We start from the raw sequence: 25,854 nt of genomic DNA, 5'->3' as shown, positions 1-25,854 counted from the left end.
TTCACCTCCTTTCCAGAGGCCCGTAAATTCTAATATCTCCGTCTAACTTCTACAACTTTACCGATAATTTCAACTTTAGATGCATCAACGATAGTTGGTTGCAGCTTAGGGTTTGAAGGCATCAATATGCAAATATCATTTTGACACTTAATTCTTTTTACTGTTGCTGTTTCTCCATCAATAGCCACAACCGCAATATCATTAGCGCTCACTTCGCTTTGTTTTACACAAATAACAATATCACCTTCTACGATGTTATCCCCAATCATGCTATCTCCCTTAATGCGAAGGCCGAAAGCTTGTTTTCCTCTGACAGTTGAAGCATTAACGTATTCCATGTCTTCTATGTGTTCGATTCTGTCTATAGGCTGTCCAGCAGCGATAGAACCAAGGACAGGTACCTTTACTAGGTGTTCGGCTATGTATTGTGCAGGTGTTTCCTCAATTACTGATGCCTGGACGTACTCTTTTTTAAGGTCTTTCAATTTATCCAATTTCATAAATTTCTCTTTTATCTCTTCAGGAGCCTTTTCAATCAAGGCAGCAGTCAATAGTTTTTCAACATTTCCGCCTGTTACAGACGCAAGTGCTCTATTGAGTTCTGAGGTTGCTGGGTTGTCTGTTTTCCCATTTTGCAACTGGCTAATGTAGCCTTTGCTCACCTTATATCCATGACCTTCAAGCCGTTCGGATATCTCGGATAGGGACAACCCGGATTTTTTTATGTAATCTTTCAGCAACTCATAGTAATTCAATTGAGACACTCCTTTCGTTTGATTACATTGTACTAAACGTTTCAGTAAAAAGTCAACATTATTTTGATTTTAAGTATTGACTGAAACGAATCGATCGTTTAGTATTTGGTTAACGACATCGTTCACTCCACACTAAACGGTTAGGAGGTGATTAAAAATGAAGTATGCGAACCTTCTAAGGGATGCAGTCGTTGAAAGCAACTGGACTTATTCAAAGATCATTGACAAATGCAAAGCAAGAGGCGTTTCTTTCTCCGCTTCTTATATAAGCAAGCTATGTACTGGAAAAATGCCACCACCTTCCGATGAAATTAACGAAGTGTTGGCGGAGGTTCTAGCACCAGTGTCGTCTGTAACTTACGAAAAATTAGCTTTAGCGAAGTATAAGGAGATTATACCCACAGAGATTTTGGAAGCAATTGCTGCTGGGCAATAAAAGGAGGGCAACATGAGACGCCTTAATGATGTCATCAGAGAAATGCAGAGTTTGAATGTAGATCCGTTGCGAATCGATGAAGAAATACAAAAGCTTGAAAGTGAACTGTCGGATTATTTCAGTCAGGAGGTGAATTGTAATGAGCCAGAAGACACTTGAACCATACGAAAGAGAATTTCTTAAAATTCTCGCTAGACAGGCAAAGCGTCGCTTGGAGCAAAAAGCTGCTGAACAGAAGTTAAAGAAACAAGCGTAAGGGGGATGAACAATGAGTCTTTTACAAGTAATCAATTATGCAGAGCAAAGAGTTTTAACAACAAATCAATTAGCTGAATCATTTGGGACTGATAATAAGCACCTGTCAGACAATTACTCAAACAACAAATCGAGATATCGAGAGGGTAAACACTTCTTCTTATTAAAAGGGCAAGAACTGAAAGAGTTTAAAGAAGGGTATCCGATTATTTCCGACACCCTAAAGTTTGCTTCCGTATTGCAACTTTGGACTGAAAAAGGGGCTTGGATGCATGCCAAATCCCTCAATACGGATCAAGCCTGGGAAGCATATGAAATGCTTGTTGATGATTATTACCATATGAAGCAACCTGAGTTGCAGACAGTGGAATCATTCTTAACCAACCCAGACACGATTATCAAGATTGCTGAAAACTGGAAAGCAGAAAAGACACTGCGAATCGCTGCTGAACAGAAGATAGAACAAGACAAACCTAAAGTTGTCTTTGCAGAAGCACTTGAAACATCCAAGGATTCAATTCTGGTAAATGACATGGCTAAGCTCTTGAAACAAAACGGAATCAAAATTGGTGAAAAACGACTCTTCGAATGGCTACGCCAAAACGGATATCTGATCAAAAGTGGTAGCGAACGCAATATGCCAACTCAAAGATCGATGGAACTGGAGATCATGGAGATCAAAGTCGGACAGCGATTGAGCATTAGTCAAGGATCTAAGATCACCAGAACACCTAAGATAACCGGTAAAGGCCAAGTGTACTTCATCAACAAGTTCAAAGCTGTGTAAATTCGTTCATATGATTATCAATACGTTGTTACCAGATTCTAAGTTTCAAAAAAATATCCTAGGAGGTTCACAATGCCAACACCTACTGAATCATTAATCGGCGCTTTCCAAAACTGCAAAAATCGTAACTGCACTAAGGAGCAGCTTGAAAGCTTCTTGGATCGGGCTAAAACGCAATGGTCTGGTAACGAAGCTATGCAAGCTAATATCAAATTTCTTGAAAGTCAAATTTGAGAGGGTGGATTAAATGAAAAAGGTTAAAACAATTTATGTTCCAGAAGGAGATCGTTGCAAGATCGAGTCATCCAAAGAGTTGCATGACTACCCAGGTCCATTATCAATAGTAATGGTAAGTGGTGATGAATCAGCTCAAGATGAACTGACCTTGGACGAACGTATTGAAATGGTGACAACTGCCATTCAAGGGCTTAAACGATACCAATGGTCTCGGATCACACAAAACATTGACATGATGTTTAGTCACCAAGCCGCCAGAGTTGAGATCGACGACTTGGAACTTCTGAAAGAAAACTTGCGACAAGAATTTAGGAACTAACGATCTGAATGAATATCGGATGAATTCGATAATCAGCGCCTTTGTAATGAATGTTCACATAATCTTGTTGGTACATGGTGTTGTCTACTTCTCTTTTAAAAGGGCTGTATATCTCAGCATTTTCTTCCCGCCAGATAGAAGGAGAGGTCTTGTGGATTCCCATTTTACATTCTGGATCATCAGTGAGATTAACCCAATTACCAACTAAGCATGCATGCACTTGTGTAGCCAATGTATTTTCACTTCCTTTCGTTTTGATTGGTGAGTCTGGACAACTACCAATATTCAACAGAAAGGGACAAATAACCTCTTTATAAGGAGCGATTAACAATGACTAAAAAACACTACCTGCTTAACGTAACCGGGTTCTTTACCCAAATGGCGGAACGAATGGAAGCGGATTGTCGTCCCAACATTGCTAACCACGCCAAGAAGCAATACGAGAAGTATAACCGGCGGTTGGAAGCACTAAAAGAGCTAGGCTGATGATGATTCCATGGTGGTTCTGGATATGTTGGTGGGTGGCAATGAACATTGCGATAACAATGGCACTCTGGGGAAGTGGTGATAAAGATGGACAGATTTGAGCAAGGTTTACCTGATCCGCAACAAGCGAGGGTAGTGGGATATTGTGCTAATCCTTCTTGTGGCGGCGAAATTTATGAGGGGCAACAAGCGGAATGGTTCGGTTTAGATCAATATCGTTGCATACCGTGTCTTTTTGAAGCAGAAGGAACATTAATCTCAGCAGAGGGTGAATGAAATGCAGATTCGTATCAAGGCAAGTGATGAATTCGAAGATAGATTCGCTCTCAGCCTATCAGGCGGCCAATACAAGGATAGTCCTTATCCGATGTTCGTGTTTCAGAATGAGATGCAACGCAATCGTTACGATCAAATCAGACGTCAAAGGAAGGAGGAAAACGGGGATGTATCAAATCAAAAGGGCAATCCGGAAGCTAGAACAGTTAGCCGCAAATACCGCAGTTCACGGGAATTCCGCATCTAACATTATGCGAGAGACAGCTAACTTTCTTTCGCTAGATCTGGATGAAGTCATTACATTGTTGCAAGATGCCCAAAACGAACTGGAAAGCAAAACGACTCCAAAGGTTGCACCCTCTGAAGTCGTGTAAGAACTTTTTGTAAATGAATTTACGGTCATATTACCAAATTTCTAGGAGGTTGTAAATAGATGAACTCATTAAACCCATTATTTCAAGCGGAACTGGATGAATTGGAACAGCAGGAACAAGAGGAGCGCCAACGGTTTACCGTGGATAGTTTGGATTCTTTGAACTGGGCATTCCGTAAGCTTGCTGCATTGGAAGCTAAAGGTGCTGAGGTAAACAAACTCGCTGATGCTGAAGTATATCGTATCGAGGAATACCGCCGCCGTGAACAAGAGAAGTTGCAACGTGACAAGGACTTCTTCCAGTCTCTTGTATCGGAGTATGCCGCACGCCGCCGTGAGGAAGATCCTAAGTTCAAAAGCGAGAAGACTCCTTATGGTGCTATCTCATTTAAGAAGCAACAACCTAAATGGAATTACAACGACCAGGACTTGGTGAGCTGGCTTAATGAACATGGATATGAACAGTTGATCCGGGTGAAATGGGAGCCGAACAAAACGGATATCAAGAAGACATTCACACTAACTAATTCAGGTGTAGTGGTGGATGCAAATGGTGAACCGGTTGAGGGAATACATGTGGAATATCGCGGTGATGAAGTCGTCATCAAACCGGAGGTGTAAGAATGATCTTTTCTGAATCCAACGCAGCTATTTCAAAAGCACTTGTTGCCGCATGGGGCGCAATTGAAACGCCTAAGCATAACGCCAATGTTCGCGTTAAAACCAAGAGCGGTCAAACGTATGAGTTTTCTTACACTGACTTGGACGGAATTTTTGAAGCAATTAAACAAGTTTATAAAGAAAACAAAATTGCAGTGATCCAGGATGCAAAGACCGTTTATTCCGAACGGGGGGCGATGGTGGCAGTTGACACCTTGCTACTACACGAATCAGGGGAATGGGTTAAATCCGATTCATTAAGTGCTCCTGCTAAAACAGAAATGCAAGACCTTGGTGGGCAGATCACATATATGAAGCGTTATTCACTCTCTGCAATCCTTGGGTTGCCAACTGAGAAAGATGATGATGCCAATGGAGCATCTGGTAATGAGGTGGAGTTTACAAGTGATCCTCCAAGGAAACTATCTGACGCTCAAGTTAAACGATTATACGCCATTGCTAAGACGAGTGGAATAGATGCTGCTGATGTTAAACGGGCAATTATGAAAGATTACAACAAGACTCAGGCTGAAGACCTGACTAAGAAAGAATATGACGAGTTGTGCAGCCGCCTTGAATCGGCTGGGAAGGAGTAAATATGTTAAACAACGTTGTGCTTATCGGACGCCTAGTGCGAGATCCTGAATTGAGGTATACACCTGCAGGTGTGGCTGTTACCCAATTTACTTTAGCTGTAGATCGACCTTTCACAAGCCAAGGTGGCGAGCGTGAAGCAGACTTCATTCCTATTGTTACTTGGAGACAATTAGCTGAGACGTGCGCTAATTATTTGAGAAAAGGACGCTTAGCAGCAGTTGAGGGACGTATCCAGGTTCGAAACTACGAAAACAACGAAGGCAAGCGCGTTTATGTGACCGAGATCATCGCAGATAACGTTCGTTTCCTTGAATCAGGAAACAATAACCGCCGTTCGTCTGAGGAAGAACCTGATGAGCCAAGACGAAATAACTCCCGTGACCCGTTCCGCGATGATGGAACTCCGATCGATATCTCATCCGATGATCTTCCTTTTTAAAGAAAGAAGGTGGCGAATGTGGCCCGAACAAAATGGGATGAACAAATGATTGAGAGAGAATTATTCGCCTGTATAAACGCTTTAGATATTAGAAGAATGCCTACCGCTTCTGAATTGGTTTCTTTAGGCAGGAACGACCTTCACATCCAAGTCGGACGGACAAAGACATATAGAGGATGGGCCGAACACTTAGGTTTGGAAATGAAAACATCCAGCACTTTAGAAGGTCAAATTAACGAAGATGTTGTCGAGGTAATGCTCAAAGACAGAGGATATACCGTTGAAAATATGTCCACTAAATTCCCTTATGATCTCCTTGTTAATGGAGCTGTGAAAATAGACGTAAAGATTGCTAATCCTTTTTACGTCAGAGGTTCTCGGGTGCACACATTTGGTATCAACAAGAAGAATCCAACCTGCGATATTTACATCTGTTTAGCTTTTGATGAGGAGAAGGAAGTAGAGAAACTTCTAATAATACCTAGTCACAAATTGAGGATCAAAACACTTTGTATCGGCAAGGAAAGTAAATACGATCAATACAAAGATGACTGGGGTTTAATAGACGAATACAACAAATTCATGAGTCGAATCCAATGATAAAGGAGGCGACCAATGGAGAATCGCGAAGAACAAATTACACAATATGCAAAGGAAATCCGAATCTTACGGAACGCCGCAGATGAATATGACGATGATACTCCAGGCGGATTAGTATCAAAGATTCGATTGCTCACTCAGGCTCATGTACTCATGGGCCGGGTATCCGCCTTTAAGGATGGAGAGTACAAACGCATCTATAGCCAAAGGAAACGTGTCTACGCCGAAACGAAACGGGATGCGGCTAGAGGCGACAAAACAAATGCTGCTGAACTGGCTGTTCTTGAACACCGGGATATGGAAGCAGAAGCGTACGAAAAGATGCATCTTTGGCGAAATGAATTTGCATCCTTAACGGAACATCTACATGAACTGAGACTCCGGTTAAGGGTTGATCTGAATACACACATTGGTGGTGACTAACATGGCGATACCATACAGCAAAGAACAACAGCTTAAGAGCAAACGTGTAAAGCATACTCAGCGTCAAATGGGCGATATCAGCAGTACGGTGGATAGAGAACTTAAAGAACGTTCAAGAGGCATCTGTGAGCGTTGTGGCAAGTCTGTAGCAACTGAACGAGCTCACCTTACTGGAAGGAAGCAGTTAAAGAAGAAGACCGCTGTTACCGACCTGATGCATCTTTGCACACCTTGCCATGATTGGATGGATGAGACGACAGAAGGCATTCAAACGAGAAAATTCATTGCTTATGCAATCAATACGGCTTTACAAAATATCAACGAAAAATAGCGTGGTGGTGATATGGCCGGCAAAGGCTGGATTAAGCTACACCGTAAGATCAGAGACAGCTCAATCTTCAACGATCACCAGTTGTTTCGGTTATGGATGATATGCCTAACCGAAGCAACCCATAAAGAGCGTGATCAGATTATCGGTAAACAAACGGTTCACTTGATGCCTGGTCAATTTGTAACTGGTCGCTTTCAAATCCATGAGTTGTACAATTACGGGCTCAAAAAGGATGACCAACAAAAAGGGGACAAAACGGTGTATAGATGGCTAGAAGTTCTAGAAAACAGCGGATTTCTGACCATCAATAAGACCAACAAATTCAGCGTTGTAACCATTGATAACTGGGCGATTTATCAAGATGATGAAGCAGTTTCGGACCATCAAAATGGGCAACAAATGACCAACAAAAGACCATCAAATGACCATCAAATGACCACAAACAAGAATGTAAAGAATGTTAAGAATGAAGAGAATGTAAAAGAAGATATAAACAATAGTGCTGAACCGGTGGTTCAACACGAGGGTTATCATGTTGACTTTGAATCATTCTGGACGGTCTATCCAAAATTCAGACGCAAGGATAAAGCCAAAACGTTTGGCATCTGGAAGAAGAAAATAAAAGAGTCTGAACGCCAGTTATTAATACAATGCACTGAACGTTATGCAGCAGACAAAAAGACGATCGGGCCAACCGGGCAATTTGCTAAAATGCCATCCACTTATTTAAACGCTGGAACTTATAAAGATTATCTATCTGGTGGTGATGAAAATGAAACCATTCAATCTTCTACAGGCTCTACCGGAAAATATTCAGAATTCACTATTGAGTAATCCACCATGGGAACATTGGGGATGCTGCATTGTCTGTAAGAAGTTGCTCACTTATAACGAGTATGAAGTGTTCGGAAAGATGCGGAAGCTTCGCATACACTGCGATTGTGAAATTGAGCATGACAAGAAGATGAAAGTGATTGAGGAGCGCCGGGCTAAGACGCTTGAAATTCAGAAGGTGTTCAACCGGATGAATCTCGTGCCGGATTCACTGAAGGATGCAGGATTCAAAAACTTCAAGCTTCGTGATGGTGCAGAGAAGTGTTACGAGTTAGCCAAAACATTTTATCTCAACTTTGAAACGACAGAAATGGGTTTTGTTTTCTTTGGCGGAACGGGTGCAGGGAAGAGTCACCTCGCCAGAGCCATTCAGCGCTCGTTAGACGCCGATGGATATCCAACCCTGTTCTTGGACTGGATTACGCTATCAGACCTCACTAGGGCGTCTATAAACGACAAGAGCATCAATATACACGCCATTGTAAGGGCGGCTACAGAAGTAGACTTGTTAGTGCTTGATGATATCGGTGCTGGGCACTTAACAAATTACGAATATAAAACAGTTGCTTTCCCCATCATCAACGGTCGGCAAGGGAAAAAGACACTTTACACATCAAACCTTGATCCTGAACGTTTAGAACAATGGTTTTCCTTTGACAAGGAAGGAAATCCTCTCGACGAGGACGGACGTTGCATTGATAGAATCATTGGTTCTTGTAAGTTTGTACGGAATAAAGCTACTAGCATGCGGCGTGAACGGGCTAGAGCGCAAATGATTGAGTAAAGGGAGGATTCAAGACATGAAAGATCAAGCAGTGTTGTTTTATTCGATGAACGGAATCTTATATCCGGTAGCTCTGACAGAGCAACAATCCCAAATGCTGCAGATGTTAGTTAAGGTTTTTGAACCTCTCCAAGTAGTTAAATCACATCCTCAGGGAGAATCAATCAATTTGCTCGAGGCAAACGGCAATGAAACAAATTGATGACTATGACCTGATGGATCAGGACCCAGAAGAATTCCTACGCCGAGGCCGTGAAGCATTTGGAATAGAGGAGGTATCCCATGAACCCACTGGAACGGATGACGGACGACGAACTGATTGATACCACACAACAGTCTGAATTGGACTATGACATACGGATAGAGGCGTCAAAGGAATATCTGAAGCGGATGGGAGTGATTGATCGTGGGGAAGCAGACGGACTTCACAAACCGAATGGATGCAATATTTGAACCATGGGAGTATCACTTGTTTGAAAAATTAAAAGAGGCTGATGAAATATCTGCACGGATTACAACAGAAGCAACGTTATTTAGCATCCCGGCGGAATTTCGGCAGGAGTATATGAGCAAAAAACTCCTGGATATGATTGATCAAATTGCCGAGAATCGCGAGAAAAAATTCAGAGGACCGAAAAAACCAAAACCCGAAAAGATGGAGGAAGCAATATGACATTAGCATACGGGATAGACCCGAGTACAAAAACGGGATTGGTTGGGTTGGACGCAAAGGGCAGGGTCCATGAAGCTCAAGAAATACATTTGAAGACCGGCATATACTCTACACCATCAGAAATATGGGCTTACAGCCAAAAGATTATTGATTTGGTGCCAAAACGTAGCTTGGTAGCCATAGAGGGCTTCTCCTTTGGGTCAAAGGGTCAAGGAGTAAGCACACAGTATGGAGTAGGGTTCGCGCTAAGATTTGTATTGAACAACTCCGGTTTAACTGTATTGGAAGCTACGCCTTCACAGGTTAAAAAGTTCGCTACAGGAAAAGGGAACTCTGCTAAAGATGCAATGGTCCTTCCGATTTATAGACACTGGGGTTTCGAACATGATTCAGATAACGTCAGAGATGCATTTGTATTGGCTCAGATCGCCCTTTCTAAGCTGACAGGCATAACTAAAGCCAAGTACCAAGAAGAGGTCTTACAATCGATCCTAGAAGGGCCTAAGCTTAAAAAGAAAGGTTGAGTCAATATGAAAAGGATAGCAGACTACAATCCGCATTTGGGACACAAAGATGATGTGATTCCAGAATATATGTATCTGGCCTATAAAGTCGCTAGTCAATATAAAGGTTACTGCAACCACTACAGCGTTGAGATTGGTGATTTTGTAGGAGAAGCGTTTCTAGGATTAGTAAGAGCGTTCGATAGCTACGATCCTAACAAACACGATGTCAAATTCCAAACACTGGTGACGAAGTGTATGCATAACGAAATTAGTCGCTTCATTAGAGATAAAATGGACACTGTACGGATACCAAGAAATATAAAGGTAGAGTTGAATCAACGTCTTGTTATGTCACTTAACAAGGATAATACCAGCTTAGAAGAACCGGAAGAATACCTAAACCTAATCGCATCGGAAGAAGATATAAGTTACTTGTATGTTAGACCATATATTTCAAAACTCAATGATGAAGAAAAAAGGATACTTGCTTTGTTGATGGAAGGCCATAAACAATCTGATGTAGCAAGGATGTTGGGCTGCTCGAGACAATTGTTACTATACAAAATGAAAAATATACGGAATAAATACGATGAAATGGCTGTGCAATCATCTTGATAATTCATATAACAACGAAATGAGGTCACTTAAATGAACAACCAATATGAGCAGGTAAAAGAATTTCACAGAGCATTTAATCAGGCAATGCCATCTTCACCGACTGCTTTATCAAACAACAACGAATCTGGCGCAGTGATGTACTACATGAACCACCTCTCCTATGTATGCAAAGACATGAAGACGGACGGATTGGGTGGAGAAGTTATCAAGCGGTCCTCCTGGATGCTTGAAGAACTCATTGAGTTTATGGAGGCTAAATCTTTAGAAGATCAAGTGGATGCTTTAACAGACCTAATCTACTTTGCAATTGGTACATTCACGCTAATAGGAGTTAAACCGGAACCCTTTTTCAACATCGTCCATGAAGCAAACATGGGGAAATTGCATGAGGACGGTAAGCCGAAATTTGATCAACAAGGGAAAATCGTTAAGCCAACAGGATGGGCAGATAAATATGCTCCAGAGCCGAAAATCATAGAAGAATTAAAACGTCAAATAGCCGAGTCTCAGACATGAGCAGATTGAACGTATTGACGGAAATCAATCTCCTGATGAATCAGAAATGTAAAGGGTGCAAGACACACTATGAATTATCTAAACTACACGGCAGCAACTTCTCAAAAATAGATAACCATTGCAACAAGAAATGTGGCGTAGGTAAGCAAATCCAAGAACTCGGCAAGCAGCTGACCAAATGAGTGGAGGGAAAGCATGCAGAAGCCAAATGAAGTGCGGTATGACCCATATTTTTCAGAGATCCCATGGGACATCATCAAGGACGACAGCGGCAAAGTGATCGGTGAAGTGTATCTGGTGTTTCCCAAGGATGTACCAGAGTGGAAAAAGCCTAGGAAAAAGGTTCGGAGTTATCACCAATAAAACGCATAACCCACAGGGAGGGATAGAAGTGGCAACTTCAATAAAGAAACTCGCAAAACAAGTGGTGAAAGCAGCGAAGGAACACGGATTTGTGGTACAGCGATATGACGCATACTCCACACAGAGCGTGTATCTGAAACTGGATTATGGTGTATCGAAAAGCATTCGGATCAGTAACCACGCAGGCAAGAAACATCTGGCGTATCGTTACAACCTTTTAACGGACATCGAAGAGAGTTATTACACCCAACACGGAACGTGTCAACGCAATTTCTACTGCCACGAGGACGTACAGATACTCATAAACGACATTGTGCGGCACAGACAGGCTCAGATAGAGCGGTATGGACGCGAATCCTATGATCGACTTATGGAGAAGAACAAACGCGATAACGAGAATGCTAAAGGGTTCTGGCAGCAAGCAAAGCTAGTTTAACCCACCAATAAACCATCTAAGGGAGGATACACCCCACCGGGGATAACAGAGGAAGGGAGACAAGACACACAGTGGATGATTACAAAATGAAATCAACAGCAGCTATAGCGGCGATCCTGTCGGCGTATGCAGATGAGAGTGAGCCAGGCGCTTGGGTGGCAGCGTACAGCGGCGGTAAGGATAGCACCGTGGCGTTTGATTTACTAGTCAAAGCTATGTTGATGCTCAAGCGCAACAATCCGGCATTGCTGACGCGGACGGTGTACCTGACTACAGCAAATACTGGACTGGACTTCGTGACGGATCCTCTCAAGCAATCGGAGCTGGCGAAGATAAAAACATTGGTAGAGCGCGAAGGGTTACCAATTGAGATCGTGGAGGTACAGTCCACTAACGAAAACAGTTTCATGTTCTTAACCATTGGGAAGGGGTATCCGTTACCAAAAAGTCGCATGAGCAGATGGTGTACTGGAAGACTTAAAATCGAGCCAAGCCAGAAGGCGCATAAGGATATTGCTCCAGTGCTTACATTGACCGGAGTGCGGTTGTCGGAGTCAGCAGAACGGCGGCGCAATATTGAGGCACGCCAGGAATCGGAGTACCGAAGTAATACAGAACTGATGCCGATTGTTAACTTCACTTTGGACGATGTTTGGTCATATCTGGTTCGCGAAGGAATGGCATGGGGCGATGCAGAGGAACTAGGACAGCTATACAAAGACGCTACAGGTGAGTGTGGTCTGAGACAACGTAAAGCTGGTGGCGACGAAAAGACAGACGATCCATGCGGCGCACGTACAGGCTGCATCATCTGCCCGGTGGTCAAGATTGACAAGAGTTCGCAAGAGTTCGCAAAGTCTCATCCATGGCTACAACCGTACGTTGACCTTCGCAACCTGATGATCGAGATGTACAAAGACCCTCGCAATAAGGCAGGCAGAATGCGCTCAGGAAAGGTCCTTGAGTACGGACAAGGCACATTTACCATCAAGGCTCGCATGGCGCTGTATGAGGCCGTCAGACAGGCTGAATTCGATAACGAAGAGTTAGCCATAAGATACGGAGCAAAGCCACAGAAACTCATATACAGCAACGAGTTGGACGAATTGATTCAGCAGCAATGGCAGACAGACTTGGACGAATACCCTTGGTTAGAGGATGCGGACGAAATCGGACTGTTCTATGAAACAAAAATCAAGGGATTGGCAAATGGATATCAGCTCGTCTGGAACATTTACCACGACATGACGACATGACAATGACTCGTAGAGAGATTAGGCAGCAGTATGTCATTACTGATGTGAATGATCGGCTGAAACAGATCGTCAAGGAATACGAGGAAACAGGCGATGCCGAAGCGATGCACCAAGGTATCAAGGGCATCTTGTATGGACCGAAAAAAGGTTAACAGAGGAAGGGAATACCCTCCCTTCCCACCATACAAAGGAGCGGATGAACATGGAAAAGAAACTGACCGCTGAACAGGTAAGGGAGTTAATCGGGCAAGAAGGTTCATACACAAGATATGTGACAGTGATTGATGCCAAACAAGCCGAAAACGGCGAGGTTAATGTGCGTGTGCGTGACAGTATAGGCAAAGTGTATTGGACCGGGCTGGACAACATCGACTTGTATCGGTAAATCATATATGGGCATAGCCCACCAAAGGAGAGATAACACAGATGAGCAAAACGAATGAATTCGATGACCGGAAATTATTGCGTGAGATTGGGTATGAGGAAAGCCTGCTTGAAACCATGTCGGACGAAGATTGTGCTGCAGAAGTGAACGAGTTGAAAAATTCAGCTGATTGAGGAGGCTCCGGCCTCTAACCAAGGAGGGATATACAAGATGGCTGATCCTCTCATAACAACGATTTGCAGATTCAAACTTTTCAAACAGCCATACAAGATTGGCGACACTTACGAATCAGGCGGTGAAACAAGGCTTGTACTGGGCATTGAAGGCTTCGAGTTAAACAGACACAGCAATGTATTGAAGGTTCGCTACACTTGTCAACGGCTGGATATACTCGACTTCGTGAGCAAAGGTAAAGCTTACCCAGAACCGCATCAAATAGAAATGGAAGCAACTCTCAGGCATGAAAAGTGGGATAAGGTCAGTGATCTGAACCTCGGAACAACAACGACATATCGCGGTGAGAGATACAAGATTCTGGAATATACGGAAATCAGCCTGAAAGGTACGGACTTATATGTAAGTTTCATGGCTCGGCAAATACATCCAGTGGGTCGGAAGGAAGCGAAGGCGAAGCTCTTGAACGAACGCCGGAAGAAGTTGAAATTTGAAATCATTTGAGGGAGGAAGAACAGTCATGAGTAAGCAGGAAGAAATCAAACAAGCGTTGGTGGCAGCTACACCGGGGCCTTGGAAAGTGTATCGCTCCAAACTAGGGAAACATGAAGAAACTCTGATCGGAACGGAGTATGACCACCCTCAACTCAAAGCACCAGACAGCATTGTAGGGCACGCTTTTGGAGTTGGTGTTGAATATACCTACATTCGTGAAGCGGACGCTGACTTGATCGCCAAGGCTCCTGAATATATCGATTGGTTGCTCAAACAGGAACAAAGCTTGCAGGAAGACATCATGGTCCTGAAAGACATGGTGCACACCAGAAATGTCGAGAATGAGCGGCTGCGCAAAGAAATTATAGTAAAAGAAAATTCCAAAGAAATATTAACCAAACAGATAACGGATGAGGTCGCTATATCAGCAGCGGCAATTGTTGAACGGGATCGGCTCAAAAAAGAACTAGAAGAGTTCAAGCGAGTCATGGACGAACCTCGACGCAATCTTCTCTTTAAATATCACAACGAACGGAATCGGTTTGAGGAAGCCCATCGAGAGTCCCGACAACTCCACAAGAAGCTTGAAGAGATACGGAAATCCATATCAGGCTTACACCATCACGCTGAACAACTTTATCAATTAATTATTCTAGGAGACCTGAGTTCGAGCGATCTAGATCTTGCTGATCAAGAGTTTGATGCATTCCGCAAGATCATAGGTTTGGTGGGTCAGAAAGGAGAGGGGAACAGTGAACAAAAAGCGTAAAGCCATCTACGACAAAACAGGTGGACGCTGCTTTTACTGCGGCTCCCAGCTCGGGGAAAAGGGTTGGCATGCCGACCACGTTGAAGCTATTCGGCGGGATTGGTGGACTGATACATGCATCAACCCACACTTGGACCACGATGACAATAAAGTTCCGGCCTGCGCCTCCTGCAATCTCCAAAAGGGGCCGCTGACCATTGAACAGTTCCGAGAAAAGATAGCGGATTTTGTAAAGTCGCTTAACTCATATCACAACCAGTACATCGTAGCCAAGCGGTACGGGCTTGTGCAGGAGACTGAGGTAATTAAGCCGTTGTTTTGGTTTGAGAGAGTAGGGGAGGGGAACCAATGAAGGGCATCAAGACGATTCATATCAACGACCTGCGCGCCGGGCAATACATCAACTTGAACGGCGAGGTGACGTCTTTGGAAAAAGTTAAGTTACTCCTCGCATCAGGCGAAACGCCTGTAATCTACACGGTCTCTGATCAGTATATCGAGAGAGCATTGGACTCTCTAAGTGCAACACGCAAGGCTGGCGAGGAATACAAGGACTTCCAAGAAGATGATCCCGATGCACTGTGCATCCTGTACTAAAAAAAGAGGAATGAGGTCCTTTGGGCCTCTCCCTACTAAGGAGGATATATAGATGACACAAATAGCAGAAGTGACAAAAGAACTGATTCTTGGAATGATTCCGTGCCGCGAATTGGACGCACTTGTTGGCAAGTGCGTGGTCAAAGAAAATCCAGAAATCAAATGGTACGCCATGAACAAAGAAGAAACTGTCATTCATCAGGATTTCAATTATCAGTCTGAAGCAGATGAATGGCTAGAATTCGATAAAAAACATGGTCCAGAAAGAGGGCTGAAAATTGTACGGCGTGAACTGTACTCGAAATATTCAGAAGATATGTTTGATGCATGGGCAGTAGAAGAAAGGATCGTGGAACTGAGGTTACAAGCTAAATATTGTGAATCATTAAAACGGGTTGTGGTCGGAACAGGAGAATACGTTGGGATGTTTGATTACATCCACGCAACTCCGGCACAACGATGCAAAGCCGCGTTATTGGCTGTACTGGACTTATAGGGAGGGATAGACGATGGCTCGTGGCGTTATGTTCGGATCGTGCCAGCGTTGCGGAGAGCTTGTCTGGGAGGACGAGAATTGGGATTTTGTTGGTGAAGGAATGATCGAACATACTCGCTGTCAGGCAGAAGGAATCAAGACTATAAAAGTTACGGGCATTGTGCTTGCAAAGGTTGTTAAGAACGGTGTTTTGACGCTTGTAATGGATGTTGGAGAGCAAGAGGACGTCGAGGAATTGGCCGAAGGCGATCAATCGGCTGAATAAACTAAGCGAAGCGAGGCCGTATCAAGATATTTTGGTCTGGTCTCCCCAAATAGGAGGATATACAAGATGAATATAAAAGCACCGCGTGCATGGTACAAACCGTTGGGCGTTATGATTCAACCGGAAAGCGTGGAAAGCATCAACTTTGAAACGAAGGTTATCGGCGTGTACATGGTTATGGACGGCAGAGGTTTCCACCGTCTCCGGCTGAGTGATTTTGAACTGATGTGGCCCGTTGGCATAAAGGATAGTAATGGAAAAGACGTTTACGAGTCAGATATAAAGCGGATAAATTTTGATACAAATTACATCGACAATCCTTATTACATCGGCGTAGTTGAATATGTAGCAAATCGAGGTTATCCTGCGTTTGACTTGGAACCATGGGTGGATTGCGGTATGAACGCCTTGAGTTGGCTCAAAAGCGAGAGCGATCCATCGGTAATAAGCTATGAAGTCATAGGAAACATTTACGAAAACCCTGAGTTGTTGGCTCCCAAGGAAGGAGCGGAACAATGAGTCTCAATAAACTAATCATATCCACCAGCCCGATCACAGGAGCCATATACGCCGGATACAGCAATGATGGCGGCAAAACATTCAGTACAAAAATAGAAGTCACGAAACAGGTTGTAGATGCTGTGAGCATGCATATGGATTTGACCGAGAAGCAGTACGAATGCGCAGCCGGAGAGTTGATATTCAAAAGCAAGTTGGGTGGGGAAGGAGCGGATACAGAATGAGCATAAAAATGTGCCAAGGAATCTGTACATCACAGATTGATGACTACAGTGGTATGTACATGGACGGTGAAGAATGCCCAGCATGCAAGAGTGCATGGGAAGCAGCGAATAGAGAAAACGAGGTTATCAACCTACCTGGGGAGGAAGAAGCATGAGAGAGATACTATTTAGAGCGTGGGATGACGTTAAGGGCAAAATGTATCATGCAGGTGAAGAGAGCGATGTAGTGTTCGAACTGACGGGCGTAGGCATTGAAGCAACAGATATTACTGAGGGTGAAGAAGAGTTTCGGACGTTGCACCACTTGAAATATATGCAGTACACCGGACTAAAGGACAAGAATGGAATTGAGATATACGAAGGGGATATCGGATACACAGTAATCGATAGATACTCTGAGCACAAACAGCCTTTTCTTGCAGTTGTCCGGCGAGACCGATGCTTTTGGGATTTCTATGAAGAGGAAAGGCAAACTCCACACGAGATATGGCCTAAAGATCAATTTGAGATAATAGGCAACATATATGAACACCCACACTTACTAGAGGGTAGGGATGAAGCATGAGGGAAATCGGATGTCTGGTAGAAGCGGCTCATTGGAGCCATGAAGGGTTCGCGGTCATCTCTTGTACCGGAGAGATTTACATGCCGGAGGACTTGGGTGTGAAGTGGGTAGGCGGTCACTATGCTTCGATGCACACACACGGAATGACTATAAATGAAAGACGAGGTCCATGGACGAAGGGAGTGAGAGCATGGGCAGCAATAAACATTTCATAGACAGCCTGCTTCAAGGGCCTCCTGAAATAAAACAGTTTGAAATGTGTAGTCATTTTAGAACCAAAGACGGAACTTGCTATGAATGTAGACTAGAATCTGAATGTTATCAGTTACGAACAGAAAGGGATCAACTTAAAAAGGCACTAAAAGATGCGCTAAAGCTAATGGATAACAAATTCTACGGATTAGCACATAAAAATATCGCGGAGGCTTTGGGAGAGGGTAGGGAAAAAGCATGAAACTGATCGATGCAGATAAGCTGCTGTATGACTTAGCGAACGAGGATGTACCATCAGAAATACACTCGTGGGTATTGGATAAGATTGAACGAGGTAAGTACGATCCAGAGGATGTATCTAAAATTAAAGTCGGAGATAGAGTGTGGAGTGAAGATCACAAGTGTGCTGGAAAGGTTGTTATTATCTCAATTGATGGTCGGTTTGCTTATGTGGATTGGGATCGTTTGCTCTACACAGGCTCTATACGAGTAAGTCGTCTGAAATTAGAGGGTAGGGAGTCTATACCCAAGGAGGATACAAAGGATGAAAACAATTGATCCAGACAATGTTCCAAAAATTAACGTAGGCGATAGAGTAACGCATAAAAAACATAGCAGCGGAATCGTTACTACTATATCTATTTTCGGAAAAGCATATGTGAAATGGGATAATCCGATTTTAACCGGATCTGTCCGGGTTACTGATCTCAAACTTTTGGAGGATACAAAATGAATATGAGATATACATTTGAATATGAAGTTATATCCAATCAGTCAAAGTCGGAATTCAGCCAGGAAGCACCAACACAAGAAGAGGCTGCTTTCCTGATCGTTGCCCGTATTGCAGATCTGGAGTTCACAGATGAATCCGATATCAAGTTGGGCAAGGTCATCGCGATCAGTAAGAAAGTCGGCGACAATTACGTTGCTTGTGAAGGGTGTGCATCCTAATGAGGAACTATCAAGAACTACTACAAGACATATTAACCAACGGCAAACCAAAGGGAGATCGGACGGGCACAGGGACGTTATCAGTGTTCGGACGACAGCTGAGATGGGATTTATCTGAAGGATTCCCTCTTATAACAACGAAGAAGATACACCTGCCATCTGTGGTGCATGAATTGCTGTGGTTTCTGAGCGGGAACACAAACATCCAATATCTCCAAGATAATAACGTAAAAATATGGGATGCTTGGGCAAATGAATTCGGAAATCTTGGTCCAGTGTATGGTGCACAATGGAGAAAGTGGGAAGCGCCTAACGGAGAAAAGATTGATCAAATCAAGCAGGTAATCGAATCCATCAAAAATAATCCAGATTCAAGACGTCATCTAGTTAGTGCTTGGAATGTCGGAGTGATACACCAAATGAAACTTCCACCTTGCCACTTTGCATATCAGTTCTACGTGGCAGAAGGAAAACTATCCTGCATGCTAACAATGCGTTCAGTGGATTCGTTCCTTGGCCTTGGTTTCAATATTTCCAGCTACGCATTACTGACACATATGATCGCTCAACAGTGTGATTTGGAAGTAGGAGAATTCATTTGGTCCGGTGGAGATGTACACATTTACAACGACCACATTGACCAAGTAAAAGAGCAGCTGACACGCGAACCATATCTACTCCCACGGTTATGCATCAAACGTAAGCCAGAGAGCATCGACGATTACGTATACGACGACTTTGAGTTTATCGGGTATAAACATCACCCGGCTATTAAAGCGCCTGTATCGGTGTAAGGAGTGGTCATATGAGCGGAGAAAAAGTTACAGCCCAAACACATTGGGTCTGGACAGATATAGCAGCGGCTAAAAACCCGTCTAGATCTGTATCAGGTGTGTCGGTATGGCCGCATTACCAAAAGGATGCACCAAAGGAATGGCTTGATCAGGGACTCATTATAGATGCATCAGATTATGTAGAAGAAGGTCAAACAACTATATTCGATTTTATGTAAAAGGGGAGAATAGGAATGACAACGGCTCAGCTTAGTCCAGAAGTAAGCATAGACGGCTTTGGAGAAGCTACAGTCTCCAGTTATAAAGAATCGCGCAGAATAGCGAATAGAGCGTATGACCGGGCTAAAGCTAATGAGAATGAATCAGATAAAAAGTTAATTGCTCAGATGGTATCCGATTGTGATTACGCAATCGAGTGGTTGAGTACAGGCAGACGACCAGGCAACAAACGAGGTGTTGAACGATTAGCGGCATATCAACGTGAGAAGCTAGTAGATCCGCTCAAGATGCAAGCATACGTCCAACAAGGCCATGCCGGAAGTAGCGCAAACCTATCTGACTGGCAATTGTTTCAGATAGAAGATGCGCTATCACGGTTGTCACCGAGGGAGAGAGAATGCTATGTAATGAAGCACGGGGATTGTCATTCGTTCGCTGATATTGCAATGGCGCTTAACATTAGCAAGAGCGCGGTACAGAGTTACGTTAAAAATGCACAGCATAAAATTTCAGAAGATTTACAACAAAGCCTATTTTTAGGAGGCTATGAGTAATAAATAAATTTTTCAAATAATTCACCGGAAATAAAACGCCGAAATTCCCCATACGAATGCCACCTATAGGTAGAGAGAATAAATAATTCTCTCACTATAGGTTTTTCTTATATATGGTATCCATAACTTTTTCTATAGCCGCTGTAAAAGGCGGCCCTCCGATGGTGAACAGCGCATTAGCGCATCACATACGCCTGCCGGGGCACATACCGGACACATGCATATATGTGAGAAAAGAAAATATGCGTCCGTGGCGGAAATCAGGTCGCCCGTCCGGAGTATGTGGGATCTGACGCTTGTTATAACTGCTTGAGGGTTACGCTCAGTTGCGTAGCTTGAGGTTATGAGGGGAAAAATGATGTGGTGGCGGAATAAAGACGCGGATAAGCCCGTTACGCAAACAAAGGGAGCAGGCGAATAGCCAAACAGCAAAGTTTGCATGCAGGGGTGAAAGTCCCTTGCCCACATCAACAACAAATACGAGAGAGTGACGGTCAAGCGCCGTTGCTCTTTTTTTGTGTTACACATGAAAAACTCTCCATTGCCTATCATGTCCATCAGTGGGTATGATTATGATGTTGTTCATATGCAGCAGGGGAGGAATTACAATGGATAAACAGCAAGAAAAACAGTTCTTTGATACATTGAGAAGGAAACTGAAAGAAGACATTGGATTTTTGGGTCTTCCGGTTAAAAGAAGTCCGTTGAAAACTCCAGGATCTTCTTTTACGGAAGATGACTTCGTAGAATTGTTTGAACCTAACTTAAAGCAGCTCAAGGCTTCCGGTGAAATGGTAGTGGCTGAGATGAATGATGGAAACGAGTATTACATTGTTCCTACAGCCAAGGATGATGAAACGCTTATGGAAGAGATGATGGAACAACATCCACAATTCGTAAGGATATCCGAGGAAGTGGTTGTCAACGTTACGAAAATTGAAAAATTCGATAAAGCGAACCGCTTGGTAACCTTCACTAACAGTGAGGGAGAAGTTACTCATAAAGTGGAAAATGAATTTTGGGACAAGTTCATCGCCGAGTACTACAAGCATAATAATTAGCGCTTTAATATACGGATCGAAGAAGTCGCCAAAAGTAGGGCGGCTTTTTTTATTGCGCTCACGATCCAAATGAGTACTATTATCCGTCTTTAGCTTAAAGGTAAAGCAGAGCGCAGCCAAGCGCCGACATGTTGGTTCGACCCCGACTGGACGGTTACAAACAAGGCGTTGACAGATTCTTTAATCAACAGGAGGTTATACGTGTGGATGTGATAATCAATTTCAATGACGAGGTCAAAGTGAAGTTGACTGAAGTGGGCATTGAGATTATGCAGGAACAGCGGAGAGAGCTTAATTCACACATACAAGGTAACGGCGGCATTGGTCTAGGAGAACTGGAATTAAAGACTGATGACGATGGTTACACAAGATTCCAGCTGTGGGACTTAATGAATAGGTTTGGTCAACACATGAGAATCGGACATCCTGAGCCATTCGAAGGGACTATGATATTCCCGCAGTTAAACCTCAACGAATGGGTATCAACCGCCCAAGACGTTGATTGAAAACTAAATTATATTGGAGGTAATGGTCATGTATACTCAGCCGCATCCAGAGAGCGGACCAACGAAGGTGATTGTGGTCAATGGAGACGAAATTGGCTCGGGAGAAGGAGGAGGAGCTGCAACCCCACAAACAGTTTCTATTTTGGGTGCTGGTAGTGCAGTGGGAAGTGCAATGTATCCAGCGTCAGGAGTTGTAGAAAGATCCACTGATATTACGGTGTACTACGGTTCCTCCAATCAGGCAACAACGGGTACGTTCAGTACGTTCTTGATCGACATTAACAATAGACAAAGCATTCTTCCAGGCATACGACAAAATGTGAGCATTGCTCAAGTCACAAGCGCAAATGTGGGTGATGTTGTAACCTACACCATCCCGGCAGGATGCAAGTTGAGAGTTGAATACACGGCTCCAACAGGTGGCGGAACACTGTCCATCAAAGGAGTGGTTGGATAATGTCAAAGGATGGCTTAATAGCAGCGGCGGCGATGGGTGAAGCCCAAAAAGCCAATCGCGGAATCGCACCTTATGGATTTTCAGACACCAAAGGTAGAGAACAATACATCCCTCAGTTCAAGAAGCTTGAGGGTGATCCGATCTACACAGCGGCAAAGGCGCAGACTGGGAGTATGTATTGGTTTAGACCTATCGAGGTGGGCCACTTAATTCCGAACGCCAAAGGTAGATTTTATGCAACATATTCAACGAACCATAATGCCCGTGGTGGTATCGGGTTGGCCTATGCCAACGATCCTAAAGGACCGTGGACCAGACATGGTGAGGTATACGTTGATACGGTTGAAGGCAATTCAACAGAAACACCTTTTGTTATGTGGAACGAGACGGAAAAACTGTTCTTCATGTACTATCAACAAAGCGGACTCGGCATAAACCAATCTACAGCACTTGCGACATCTACGGACATGCTTACATGGACAAGAGTCGGACTTTTGCTTGATAAGCCGCCTAACTTCCCGGGAGACGGCCACACAGGGTATTTCGCAGTGTTCCGTACAGCAGAAAAATGGTACGGGTTTTCTGTAATGGGCGGCGGTGACTTTGGGCGTAAAGCGATGTGGATATCCCACAACGGGAGACAGTGGTTGTGTGACCCTAGAATGATGCTTGGCGGAAATGATGCAACTTTAAACTCGGTGGAAAACTTCTCGCGATCCAATGCAGGGCTTTTTGTCTACCGTGGTCAAACGTGGTGGTTAGGGATGCTTTCTGCATATGCTTCTGGTGGAGTTGCAACCGTAGCGCGTCCAGCCATTGCGCTAATATCGGATGACTGGCGAACACTCAAGGACAAGCCGAAACTTATCATGGACATTCCGACACTGCCTTGGGAAACAACCAACATGCAGTCTATGACCGTTGCGGTGTTCGATGGGACAATCTATGTGTATTACAATACGGACAACAATGTGGGCCTTGCCTACTCAGTGGAGGTGTAGGGCATGCACATTACCGGACCTGATGGTAAGTTGATCCCATACGGCAAGGTGTACAAGTCTTTGGTAGCTGATTTCACAGACGGAACAATCCCGGCATGGCTTGAAACTGCAACTAAACTCGCGGCAGATGCTGCAGAGGTCGTGGGAGCAGGGACGACATTCGAACCGCTACCAGGCAGAGGTGAAATAACTGTTACAGCTCCCAGAACAAACAATTCATACGCCGATATCCGTACCAAGGTTAAATTCGATCCAACCAAATTCACAGCTATCAAATTCACCCTTGAATCATTGCAATTCACCGGAAATACATGGCAGACCGCGCAAATAGGCATAAAGACATCTGATAGCACCGCAGGCATTACGATGTTGCAATCCAACACCTCGGGAGCTGGCGCGGTGATCAGGATTTATCGTTCAGCAGGAGCTGGTGGAAACGTCGACAGACCTATCAAAATGGCCCTGCATACGGTCGGACTTGCAGGTGACGAAGGACAGAACCGAAAAAATATTTCCTTGGTTTTACTCACTGGTAAGCAGTACAACGCGGCACATGAAAGGCAATTCGTGCTCGTTATGAATGACGACCAAGTGGGAGCATATGAAGAAATCACTGGATTGCTTACACCTGGAGAATACATTTGCACAGCTCGCCTGAGTCCATTGGGACTGCCAGCAGAACAACCAGAACGTTACATCAAGACATCTAAAGTTAAAGTTGAGTTGTGGAGTAACTAGAAAGAAAGGGTAAATCTATGCCTGAAAAGCTGTAGAGGTGGCAGCGAAGTAGGGCTTACTCTTATTGTGTATGGAAATAATCGGAACTTGATATGAAGAAATGCAGTATACTCTATTATGAGAATAAATCATAAAGAGGTGCGTAGTTTATGGAAACAACAACGACAATGATCGAGTGTCCGAAATGCGGATCGGCAAGACAAGAACGACAAACAAAACTGTTTCTATTCCTGTTTCTGTTAGGTGGAGGAAGCTGCTTGATCTGGCTAGGGTTAATCATGTGGCCTGCGATGATTGTAGCTATCTCTATGATACTGATATCTCCAGTAGTGTTCATTATGCCGAAGGCGTACAAGTGCCTGGACTGTAATCATGGATGGGCTGAAAAGCAGGAATGGCGGTAACAATAGATATGCATACATACATACTGCCCATAATGGCGGTTCGAATTAATCAAAGCCATCCTTACATAGGTGGCTTTTTGTCATGCCAATAAACATAACGGAGGGATAGTGATGGTTATTAAACGTACAGTTGCACCACCTCCAGGAATTGTAGACGACAGAAAGATGAGTTGGCTTAAACGTAATGGTGTAAAGCCGATCACCCTTCAAGTCATCAGAGAAGCTATGCGTACACACGAAGGTGCAAAACAGCTGGGACAAGAACGGATAGTCGGATCTTTCCAATTGTACCGAAAATACAATGGCGACTTCATGTTCTACACACATAAGTACTTTGAAGAGACACCGCTCCATGAGCTTAAACGAAAGCACCGGTTGAATCTGTACGGGTTTGTATTCCCTACAACCATAGGACGCATATGCCTCAGCATTGAAAGCTTGTTCGAAAGGAGAGTGAAACGTGATGGAAGATCAACGAAAGAGTCTGACCATTGACGTGAGTATCAAGGACACCGAAGTGTTCAAACAGTTTCTTGGTGTGGTATCCAAGATAGTAATGGATGAACGTATGCCTACTGGATTAAGAGACGATGCAATGCAGTGGTTACGTGATCTAAATGTTTCTGCTGGAACAATCGTTGGTGCTTATCAACCGAGAGAATACATTATTGTGCTATGCGGCACGTTCCGACAAGGTAAGGCTATGTGGGAAACCATTAAGCATAAGTACAACCCTAACGCTAAGGTTAGGTTCATTGGTCCAGGTGGTAACGTTGATGGATTAAGACCGGACAAGGTAGTGCGATTGAGAGGATGGGAAGAGAGTGCAGGCGCACTAATGGATTGGTTAACCCTTGATGGTAATAAATCTGAGGTTATCGACGAGACAGGTAATCATAGATGAGAAGGATGAGAATAGCCTACTCCATTAAGATCATAGCCGGGATGTTGTACGGATTCAGTGCTTTGATGTTAATCAACCATCTAACTCTAGCATCAATCTCGATATGTGTATTGGGCATGCTGATACACGATATAGCTAATGAGGTACAGGAGGGATGAAGATGATCAAACCAATCGCTCAACAACCTAAAGCAACAAATGATGGGTCAACACCTCATGGACTGATAAGTGATGAACTGTATCTGGTTGATGAACTATCTGTATACCTCATGGATAAGTATCACGCTAAGCAACAGATCAAGACTATGGGATACTCTCAAGTCAAGGCGCTGAAGGTACAGGTATCAGAAGAGGTACGGCGTGCCAACCCTGCACTGATGTATGGCAACGCTGATGCTTTATCATCAATCATTAACGGAGGCGATACTAATGATCAGACAGGAGAAGCGTAAGCGCAGATGGCTAGAGAAGAATGGATTCATAATTGTAACAGAGCAGAACTCAAATCAACTAATCGAGTTGAGCGAGGAACTAGATGACTACGTCAACAAGATACCAGGGTGTTATTATGCATACTCCACATATGAGCGTTGGGGACGTACTA

General features: G+C 43.8%; 57 protein-coding genes. 55 read left to right on the top strand and 2 right to left on the bottom strand.

Annotated elements, in window-relative coordinates; all coding sequences use genetic code 11:
- Positions 1-29: 29 nt before the first annotated feature.
- Complete coding sequence (locus MKY95_RS21330) at positions 30-755, bottom strand: LexA family transcriptional regulator (RefSeq protein WP_076328312.1); 726 nt, start codon at positions 753-755, stop codon at positions 30-32.
- Positions 756-912: 157 nt separating this feature from the next.
- Here MKY95_RS21330 and MKY95_RS21325 point away from each other — a divergent pair, with 157 nt between their 5' ends.
- From MKY95_RS21325 to MKY95_RS21305, 5 genes are all read left to right on the top strand, one after another.
- Complete coding sequence (locus MKY95_RS21325; RefSeq protein ID WP_076328313.1) at positions 913-1,191, top strand: hypothetical protein; 279 nt, start codon at positions 913-915, stop codon at positions 1,189-1,191.
- Between the two features lie 12 nt (positions 1,192-1,203).
- On the top strand, positions 1,204-1,350 hold the full coding sequence (locus MKY95_RS21320; RefSeq protein ID WP_179086504.1) for a hypothetical protein: 147 nt from the start codon (positions 1,204-1,206) through the stop codon (positions 1,348-1,350).
- A gap of 109 nt (positions 1,351-1,459) precedes the next feature.
- Positions 1,460-2,233: a phage antirepressor KilAC domain-containing protein gene (locus tag MKY95_RS21315; RefSeq protein ID WP_076328314.1), complete on the top strand. Its 774-nt coding sequence runs from the start codon at positions 1,460-1,462 to the stop codon at positions 2,231-2,233.
- Between the two features lie 72 nt (positions 2,234-2,305).
- Positions 2,306-2,467 (top strand): hypothetical protein, encoded by a 162-nt coding sequence (locus MKY95_RS21310; RefSeq protein WP_179086505.1) that lies wholly within the window; start codon positions 2,306-2,308, stop codon positions 2,465-2,467.
- Between the two features lie 13 nt (positions 2,468-2,480).
- The gene (locus MKY95_RS21305; RefSeq protein WP_076328315.1) at positions 2,481-2,789 is read left to right on the top strand and encodes a hypothetical protein; all 309 of its coding nucleotides are present in this window, start codon (positions 2,481-2,483) and stop codon (positions 2,787-2,789) included.
- Here MKY95_RS21305 and MKY95_RS21300 read toward each other — a convergent pair.
- Entirely contained in the window at positions 2,779-3,021 is a 243-nt protein-coding gene (locus MKY95_RS21300) for a hypothetical protein (RefSeq protein WP_076328316.1), read from the bottom strand. The two genes, MKY95_RS21305 and MKY95_RS21300, sit on opposite strands and share 11 nt — an antisense overlap.
- A gap of 98 nt (positions 3,022-3,119) precedes the next feature.
- Between MKY95_RS21300 and MKY95_RS21295 the strand changes: the two genes are divergently transcribed.
- The 50 genes from MKY95_RS21295 to MKY95_RS21050 all read left to right on the top strand — a co-directional run bounded on the left by MKY95_RS21295 (position 3,120) and on the right by MKY95_RS21050 (position 25,702).
- Positions 3,120-3,275: a hypothetical protein gene (locus MKY95_RS21295; protein ID WP_179086506.1), complete on the top strand. Its 156-nt coding sequence runs from the start codon at positions 3,120-3,122 to the stop codon at positions 3,273-3,275.
- 87 nt (positions 3,276-3,362) lie between these two features.
- Positions 3,363-3,551: a hypothetical protein gene (locus tag MKY95_RS21290; RefSeq protein ID WP_076328317.1), complete on the top strand. Its 189-nt coding sequence runs from the start codon at positions 3,363-3,365 to the stop codon at positions 3,549-3,551.
- A gap of 167 nt (positions 3,552-3,718) precedes the next feature.
- The gene (locus MKY95_RS21285) at positions 3,719-3,925 is read left to right on the top strand and encodes a hypothetical protein (protein ID WP_143781436.1); all 207 of its coding nucleotides are present in this window, start codon (positions 3,719-3,721) and stop codon (positions 3,923-3,925) included.
- A gap of 59 nt (positions 3,926-3,984) precedes the next feature.
- Positions 3,985-4,545, top strand: a complete 561-nt coding sequence (locus tag MKY95_RS21280; protein WP_076328319.1) for a host-nuclease inhibitor Gam family protein — start codon at positions 3,985-3,987, stop codon at positions 4,543-4,545.
- 2 nt (positions 4,546-4,547) lie between these two features.
- Positions 4,548-5,180 carry an ERF family protein gene (locus MKY95_RS21275; RefSeq protein ID WP_076328320.1) on the top strand — a complete coding sequence of 211 codons (633 nt, stop codon included), beginning with the start codon at positions 4,548-4,550 and terminating at the stop codon, positions 5,178-5,180.
- Positions 5,181-5,182: 2 nt separating this feature from the next.
- Positions 5,183-5,620, top strand: a complete 438-nt coding sequence (ssb, locus tag MKY95_RS21270) for a single-stranded DNA-binding protein (RefSeq protein ID WP_076328321.1) — start codon at positions 5,183-5,185, stop codon at positions 5,618-5,620.
- 18 nt (positions 5,621-5,638) lie between these two features.
- Complete coding sequence (locus MKY95_RS21265; protein ID WP_076328322.1) at positions 5,639-6,220, top strand: hypothetical protein; 582 nt, start codon at positions 5,639-5,641, stop codon at positions 6,218-6,220.
- A gap of 15 nt (positions 6,221-6,235) precedes the next feature.
- Positions 6,236-6,643 carry a hypothetical protein gene (locus MKY95_RS21260; protein WP_076328323.1) on the top strand — a complete coding sequence of 136 codons (408 nt, stop codon included), beginning with the start codon at positions 6,236-6,238 and terminating at the stop codon, positions 6,641-6,643.
- Position 6,644: 1 nt separating this feature from the next.
- The gene (locus MKY95_RS21255; RefSeq protein ID WP_076328324.1) at positions 6,645-6,974 is read left to right on the top strand and encodes a hypothetical protein; all 330 of its coding nucleotides are present in this window, start codon (positions 6,645-6,647) and stop codon (positions 6,972-6,974) included.
- A gap of 12 nt (positions 6,975-6,986) precedes the next feature.
- Positions 6,987-7,808, top strand: a complete 822-nt coding sequence (locus MKY95_RS21250; protein ID WP_076328325.1) for a hypothetical protein — start codon at positions 6,987-6,989, stop codon at positions 7,806-7,808.
- A 130-nt stretch (positions 7,809-7,938) separates the two neighbouring features.
- A complete protein-coding gene (locus tag MKY95_RS21245) occupies positions 7,939-8,592 on the top strand; it encodes an ATP-binding protein (protein WP_218640994.1) in 654 nt (217 codons plus the stop codon).
- Between the two features lie 16 nt (positions 8,593-8,608).
- A complete protein-coding gene (locus MKY95_RS21240) occupies positions 8,609-8,794 on the top strand; it encodes a hypothetical protein (RefSeq protein ID WP_076328327.1) in 186 nt (61 codons plus the stop codon).
- A gap of 80 nt (positions 8,795-8,874) precedes the next feature.
- Positions 8,875-9,045 (top strand): hypothetical protein, encoded by a 171-nt coding sequence (locus MKY95_RS21235; protein WP_179086507.1) that lies wholly within the window; start codon positions 8,875-8,877, stop codon positions 9,043-9,045.
- 16 nt (positions 9,046-9,061) lie between these two features.
- Positions 9,062-9,265, top strand: a complete 204-nt coding sequence (locus MKY95_RS21230) for a hypothetical protein (RefSeq protein WP_143781437.1) — start codon at positions 9,062-9,064, stop codon at positions 9,263-9,265.
- On the top strand, positions 9,262-9,789 hold the full coding sequence (locus MKY95_RS21225; protein WP_076328329.1) for a hypothetical protein: 528 nt from the start codon (positions 9,262-9,264) through the stop codon (positions 9,787-9,789). The genes MKY95_RS21230 and MKY95_RS21225 overlap by 4 nt, the downstream gene beginning before the upstream one ends.
- A 6-nt stretch (positions 9,790-9,795) precedes the next feature.
- Positions 9,796-10,386 carry a sigma-70 family RNA polymerase sigma factor gene (locus MKY95_RS21220; protein ID WP_076328330.1) on the top strand — a complete coding sequence of 197 codons (591 nt, stop codon included), beginning with the start codon at positions 9,796-9,798 and terminating at the stop codon, positions 10,384-10,386.
- 33 nt (positions 10,387-10,419) lie between these two features.
- Positions 10,420-10,905, top strand: a complete 486-nt coding sequence (locus MKY95_RS21215) for a hypothetical protein (protein ID WP_076328331.1) — start codon at positions 10,420-10,422, stop codon at positions 10,903-10,905.
- Between the two features lie 195 nt (positions 10,906-11,100).
- Positions 11,101-11,268, top strand: a complete 168-nt coding sequence (locus MKY95_RS21210; RefSeq protein ID WP_179086508.1) for a hypothetical protein — start codon at positions 11,101-11,103, stop codon at positions 11,266-11,268.
- A gap of 28 nt (positions 11,269-11,296) precedes the next feature.
- Positions 11,297-11,704, top strand: a complete 408-nt coding sequence (locus MKY95_RS21205; RefSeq protein ID WP_245838195.1) for a hypothetical protein — start codon at positions 11,297-11,299, stop codon at positions 11,702-11,704.
- Between the two features lie 71 nt (positions 11,705-11,775).
- The gene (locus MKY95_RS21200) at positions 11,776-12,960 is read left to right on the top strand and encodes a phosphoadenosine phosphosulfate reductase family protein (RefSeq protein ID WP_339194333.1); all 1,185 of its coding nucleotides are present in this window, start codon (positions 11,776-11,778) and stop codon (positions 12,958-12,960) included.
- On the top strand, positions 12,957-13,112 hold the full coding sequence (locus MKY95_RS21195; RefSeq protein WP_339194332.1) for a hypothetical protein: 156 nt from the start codon (positions 12,957-12,959) through the stop codon (positions 13,110-13,112). Before MKY95_RS21200 ends, MKY95_RS21195 begins: the two co-directional genes overlap by 4 nt.
- Positions 13,113-13,162: 50 nt before the next feature.
- Complete coding sequence (locus MKY95_RS21190) at positions 13,163-13,345, top strand: hypothetical protein (RefSeq protein WP_339194331.1); 183 nt, start codon at positions 13,163-13,165, stop codon at positions 13,343-13,345.
- 41 nt (positions 13,346-13,386) lie between these two features.
- Positions 13,387-13,518 (top strand): hypothetical protein, encoded by a 132-nt coding sequence (locus MKY95_RS21185; protein WP_339194329.1) that lies wholly within the window; start codon positions 13,387-13,389, stop codon positions 13,516-13,518.
- 37 nt (positions 13,519-13,555) lie between these two features.
- A complete protein-coding gene (locus tag MKY95_RS21180; protein WP_339194327.1) occupies positions 13,556-14,023 on the top strand; it encodes a hypothetical protein in 468 nt (155 codons plus the stop codon).
- Positions 14,024-14,039: 16 nt separating this feature from the next.
- Positions 14,040-14,783, top strand: coding sequence for a hypothetical protein (locus tag MKY95_RS21175; RefSeq protein ID WP_339194325.1), 744 nt, complete (start codon positions 14,040-14,042; stop codon positions 14,781-14,783).
- Positions 14,767-15,135 carry an HNH endonuclease signature motif containing protein gene (locus MKY95_RS21170; RefSeq protein ID WP_339194323.1) on the top strand — a complete coding sequence of 123 codons (369 nt, stop codon included), beginning with the start codon at positions 14,767-14,769 and terminating at the stop codon, positions 15,133-15,135. The genes MKY95_RS21175 and MKY95_RS21170 overlap by 17 nt, the downstream gene beginning before the upstream one ends.
- A complete protein-coding gene (locus tag MKY95_RS21165; protein ID WP_339194321.1) occupies positions 15,132-15,380 on the top strand; it encodes a hypothetical protein in 249 nt (82 codons plus the stop codon). The genes MKY95_RS21170 and MKY95_RS21165 overlap by 4 nt, the downstream gene beginning before the upstream one ends.
- Positions 15,381-15,432: 52 nt before the next feature.
- Positions 15,433-15,876, top strand: coding sequence for a hypothetical protein (locus MKY95_RS21160; RefSeq protein WP_339194319.1), 444 nt, complete (start codon positions 15,433-15,435; stop codon positions 15,874-15,876).
- 13 nt (positions 15,877-15,889) lie between these two features.
- Positions 15,890-16,141 (top strand): hypothetical protein, encoded by a 252-nt coding sequence (locus tag MKY95_RS21155; protein WP_339194317.1) that lies wholly within the window; start codon positions 15,890-15,892, stop codon positions 16,139-16,141.
- 66 nt (positions 16,142-16,207) lie between these two features.
- Complete coding sequence (locus MKY95_RS21150) at positions 16,208-16,660, top strand: YopX family protein (RefSeq protein ID WP_339194316.1); 453 nt, start codon at positions 16,208-16,210, stop codon at positions 16,658-16,660.
- Positions 16,657-16,884 (top strand): hypothetical protein, encoded by a 228-nt coding sequence (locus MKY95_RS21145; RefSeq protein ID WP_339194314.1) that lies wholly within the window; start codon positions 16,657-16,659, stop codon positions 16,882-16,884. Before MKY95_RS21150 ends, MKY95_RS21145 begins: the two co-directional genes overlap by 4 nt.
- A complete protein-coding gene (locus MKY95_RS21140) occupies positions 16,881-17,039 on the top strand; it encodes a hypothetical protein (RefSeq protein WP_339194312.1) in 159 nt (52 codons plus the stop codon). The genes MKY95_RS21145 and MKY95_RS21140 overlap by 4 nt, the downstream gene beginning before the upstream one ends.
- Positions 17,036-17,449, top strand: coding sequence for a YopX family protein (locus tag MKY95_RS21135; protein ID WP_339194311.1), 414 nt, complete (start codon positions 17,036-17,038; stop codon positions 17,447-17,449). The genes MKY95_RS21140 and MKY95_RS21135 overlap by 4 nt, the downstream gene beginning before the upstream one ends.
- Entirely contained in the window at positions 17,446-17,664 is a 219-nt protein-coding gene (locus MKY95_RS21130; protein WP_339194309.1) for a hypothetical protein, read from the top strand. The genes MKY95_RS21135 and MKY95_RS21130 overlap by 4 nt, the downstream gene beginning before the upstream one ends.
- Positions 17,640-17,903, top strand: coding sequence for a hypothetical protein (locus MKY95_RS21125; RefSeq protein WP_339194307.1), 264 nt, complete (start codon positions 17,640-17,642; stop codon positions 17,901-17,903). The genes MKY95_RS21130 and MKY95_RS21125 overlap by 25 nt, the downstream gene beginning before the upstream one ends.
- On the top strand, positions 17,900-18,220 hold the full coding sequence (locus MKY95_RS21120) for a hypothetical protein (RefSeq protein ID WP_339194306.1): 321 nt from the start codon (positions 17,900-17,902) through the stop codon (positions 18,218-18,220). Before MKY95_RS21125 ends, MKY95_RS21120 begins: the two co-directional genes overlap by 4 nt.
- A complete protein-coding gene (locus MKY95_RS21115) occupies positions 18,207-18,395 on the top strand; it encodes a hypothetical protein (RefSeq protein ID WP_339194304.1) in 189 nt (62 codons plus the stop codon). The genes MKY95_RS21120 and MKY95_RS21115 overlap by 14 nt, the downstream gene beginning before the upstream one ends.
- On the top strand, positions 18,392-18,613 hold the full coding sequence (locus tag MKY95_RS21110) for a hypothetical protein (RefSeq protein ID WP_339194302.1): 222 nt from the start codon (positions 18,392-18,394) through the stop codon (positions 18,611-18,613). Before MKY95_RS21115 ends, MKY95_RS21110 begins: the two co-directional genes overlap by 4 nt.
- On the top strand, positions 18,613-19,407 hold the full coding sequence (gene thyA, locus MKY95_RS21105; RefSeq protein ID WP_339194301.1) for a thymidylate synthase: 795 nt from the start codon (positions 18,613-18,615) through the stop codon (positions 19,405-19,407). The genes MKY95_RS21110 and thyA overlap by 1 nt, the downstream gene beginning before the upstream one ends.
- Positions 19,408-19,418: 11 nt before the next feature.
- A complete protein-coding gene (locus MKY95_RS21100; RefSeq protein ID WP_339194300.1) occupies positions 19,419-19,625 on the top strand; it encodes a hypothetical protein in 207 nt (68 codons plus the stop codon).
- 15 nt (positions 19,626-19,640) lie between these two features.
- Positions 19,641-20,180 carry a sigma factor-like helix-turn-helix DNA-binding protein gene (locus MKY95_RS21095; RefSeq protein ID WP_339194298.1) on the top strand — a complete coding sequence of 180 codons (540 nt, stop codon included), beginning with the start codon at positions 19,641-19,643 and terminating at the stop codon, positions 20,178-20,180.
- Positions 20,181-20,788: 608 nt separating this feature from the next.
- Positions 20,789-21,241 carry a hypothetical protein gene (locus MKY95_RS21090; RefSeq protein WP_339194296.1) on the top strand — a complete coding sequence of 151 codons (453 nt, stop codon included), beginning with the start codon at positions 20,789-20,791 and terminating at the stop codon, positions 21,239-21,241.
- A gap of 128 nt (positions 21,242-21,369) precedes the next feature.
- Positions 21,370-21,747 carry a hypothetical protein gene (locus tag MKY95_RS21085; RefSeq protein ID WP_339194295.1) on the top strand — a complete coding sequence of 126 codons (378 nt, stop codon included), beginning with the start codon at positions 21,370-21,372 and terminating at the stop codon, positions 21,745-21,747.
- A 28-nt stretch (positions 21,748-21,775) separates the two neighbouring features.
- Positions 21,776-22,204: a hypothetical protein gene (locus tag MKY95_RS21080; protein WP_339194293.1), complete on the top strand. Its 429-nt coding sequence runs from the start codon at positions 21,776-21,778 to the stop codon at positions 22,202-22,204.
- Entirely contained in the window at positions 22,204-23,205 is a 1,002-nt protein-coding gene (locus MKY95_RS21075; RefSeq protein ID WP_339194292.1) for a hypothetical protein, read from the top strand. The genes MKY95_RS21080 and MKY95_RS21075 overlap by 1 nt, the downstream gene beginning before the upstream one ends.
- A gap of 3 nt (positions 23,206-23,208) precedes the next feature.
- Positions 23,209-23,943, top strand: coding sequence for a hypothetical protein (locus MKY95_RS21070; RefSeq protein WP_339194290.1), 735 nt, complete (start codon positions 23,209-23,211; stop codon positions 23,941-23,943).
- Between the two features lie 149 nt (positions 23,944-24,092).
- On the top strand, positions 24,093-24,347 hold the full coding sequence (locus MKY95_RS21065; RefSeq protein ID WP_339194289.1) for a hypothetical protein: 255 nt from the start codon (positions 24,093-24,095) through the stop codon (positions 24,345-24,347).
- A gap of 111 nt (positions 24,348-24,458) precedes the next feature.
- On the top strand, positions 24,459-24,842 hold the full coding sequence (locus MKY95_RS21060) for a hypothetical protein (protein WP_339194288.1): 384 nt from the start codon (positions 24,459-24,461) through the stop codon (positions 24,840-24,842).
- Complete coding sequence (locus MKY95_RS21055; RefSeq protein ID WP_339194286.1) at positions 24,811-25,251, top strand: hypothetical protein; 441 nt, start codon at positions 24,811-24,813, stop codon at positions 25,249-25,251. The genes MKY95_RS21060 and MKY95_RS21055 overlap by 32 nt, the downstream gene beginning before the upstream one ends.
- Positions 25,252-25,411: 160 nt before the next feature.
- A complete protein-coding gene (locus tag MKY95_RS21050; RefSeq protein ID WP_339194284.1) occupies positions 25,412-25,702 on the top strand; it encodes a hypothetical protein in 291 nt (96 codons plus the stop codon).
- Positions 25,703-25,854: the final 152 nt, after the last annotated feature.

The organism is Paenibacillus sp. FSL P4-0176, assembly GCF_037975265.1.
GTDB lineage: Bacteria > Bacillota > Bacilli > Paenibacillales > Paenibacillaceae > Paenibacillus > Paenibacillus amylolyticus.
This window is presented reverse-complemented; position numbering and strand designations above follow the sequence as displayed.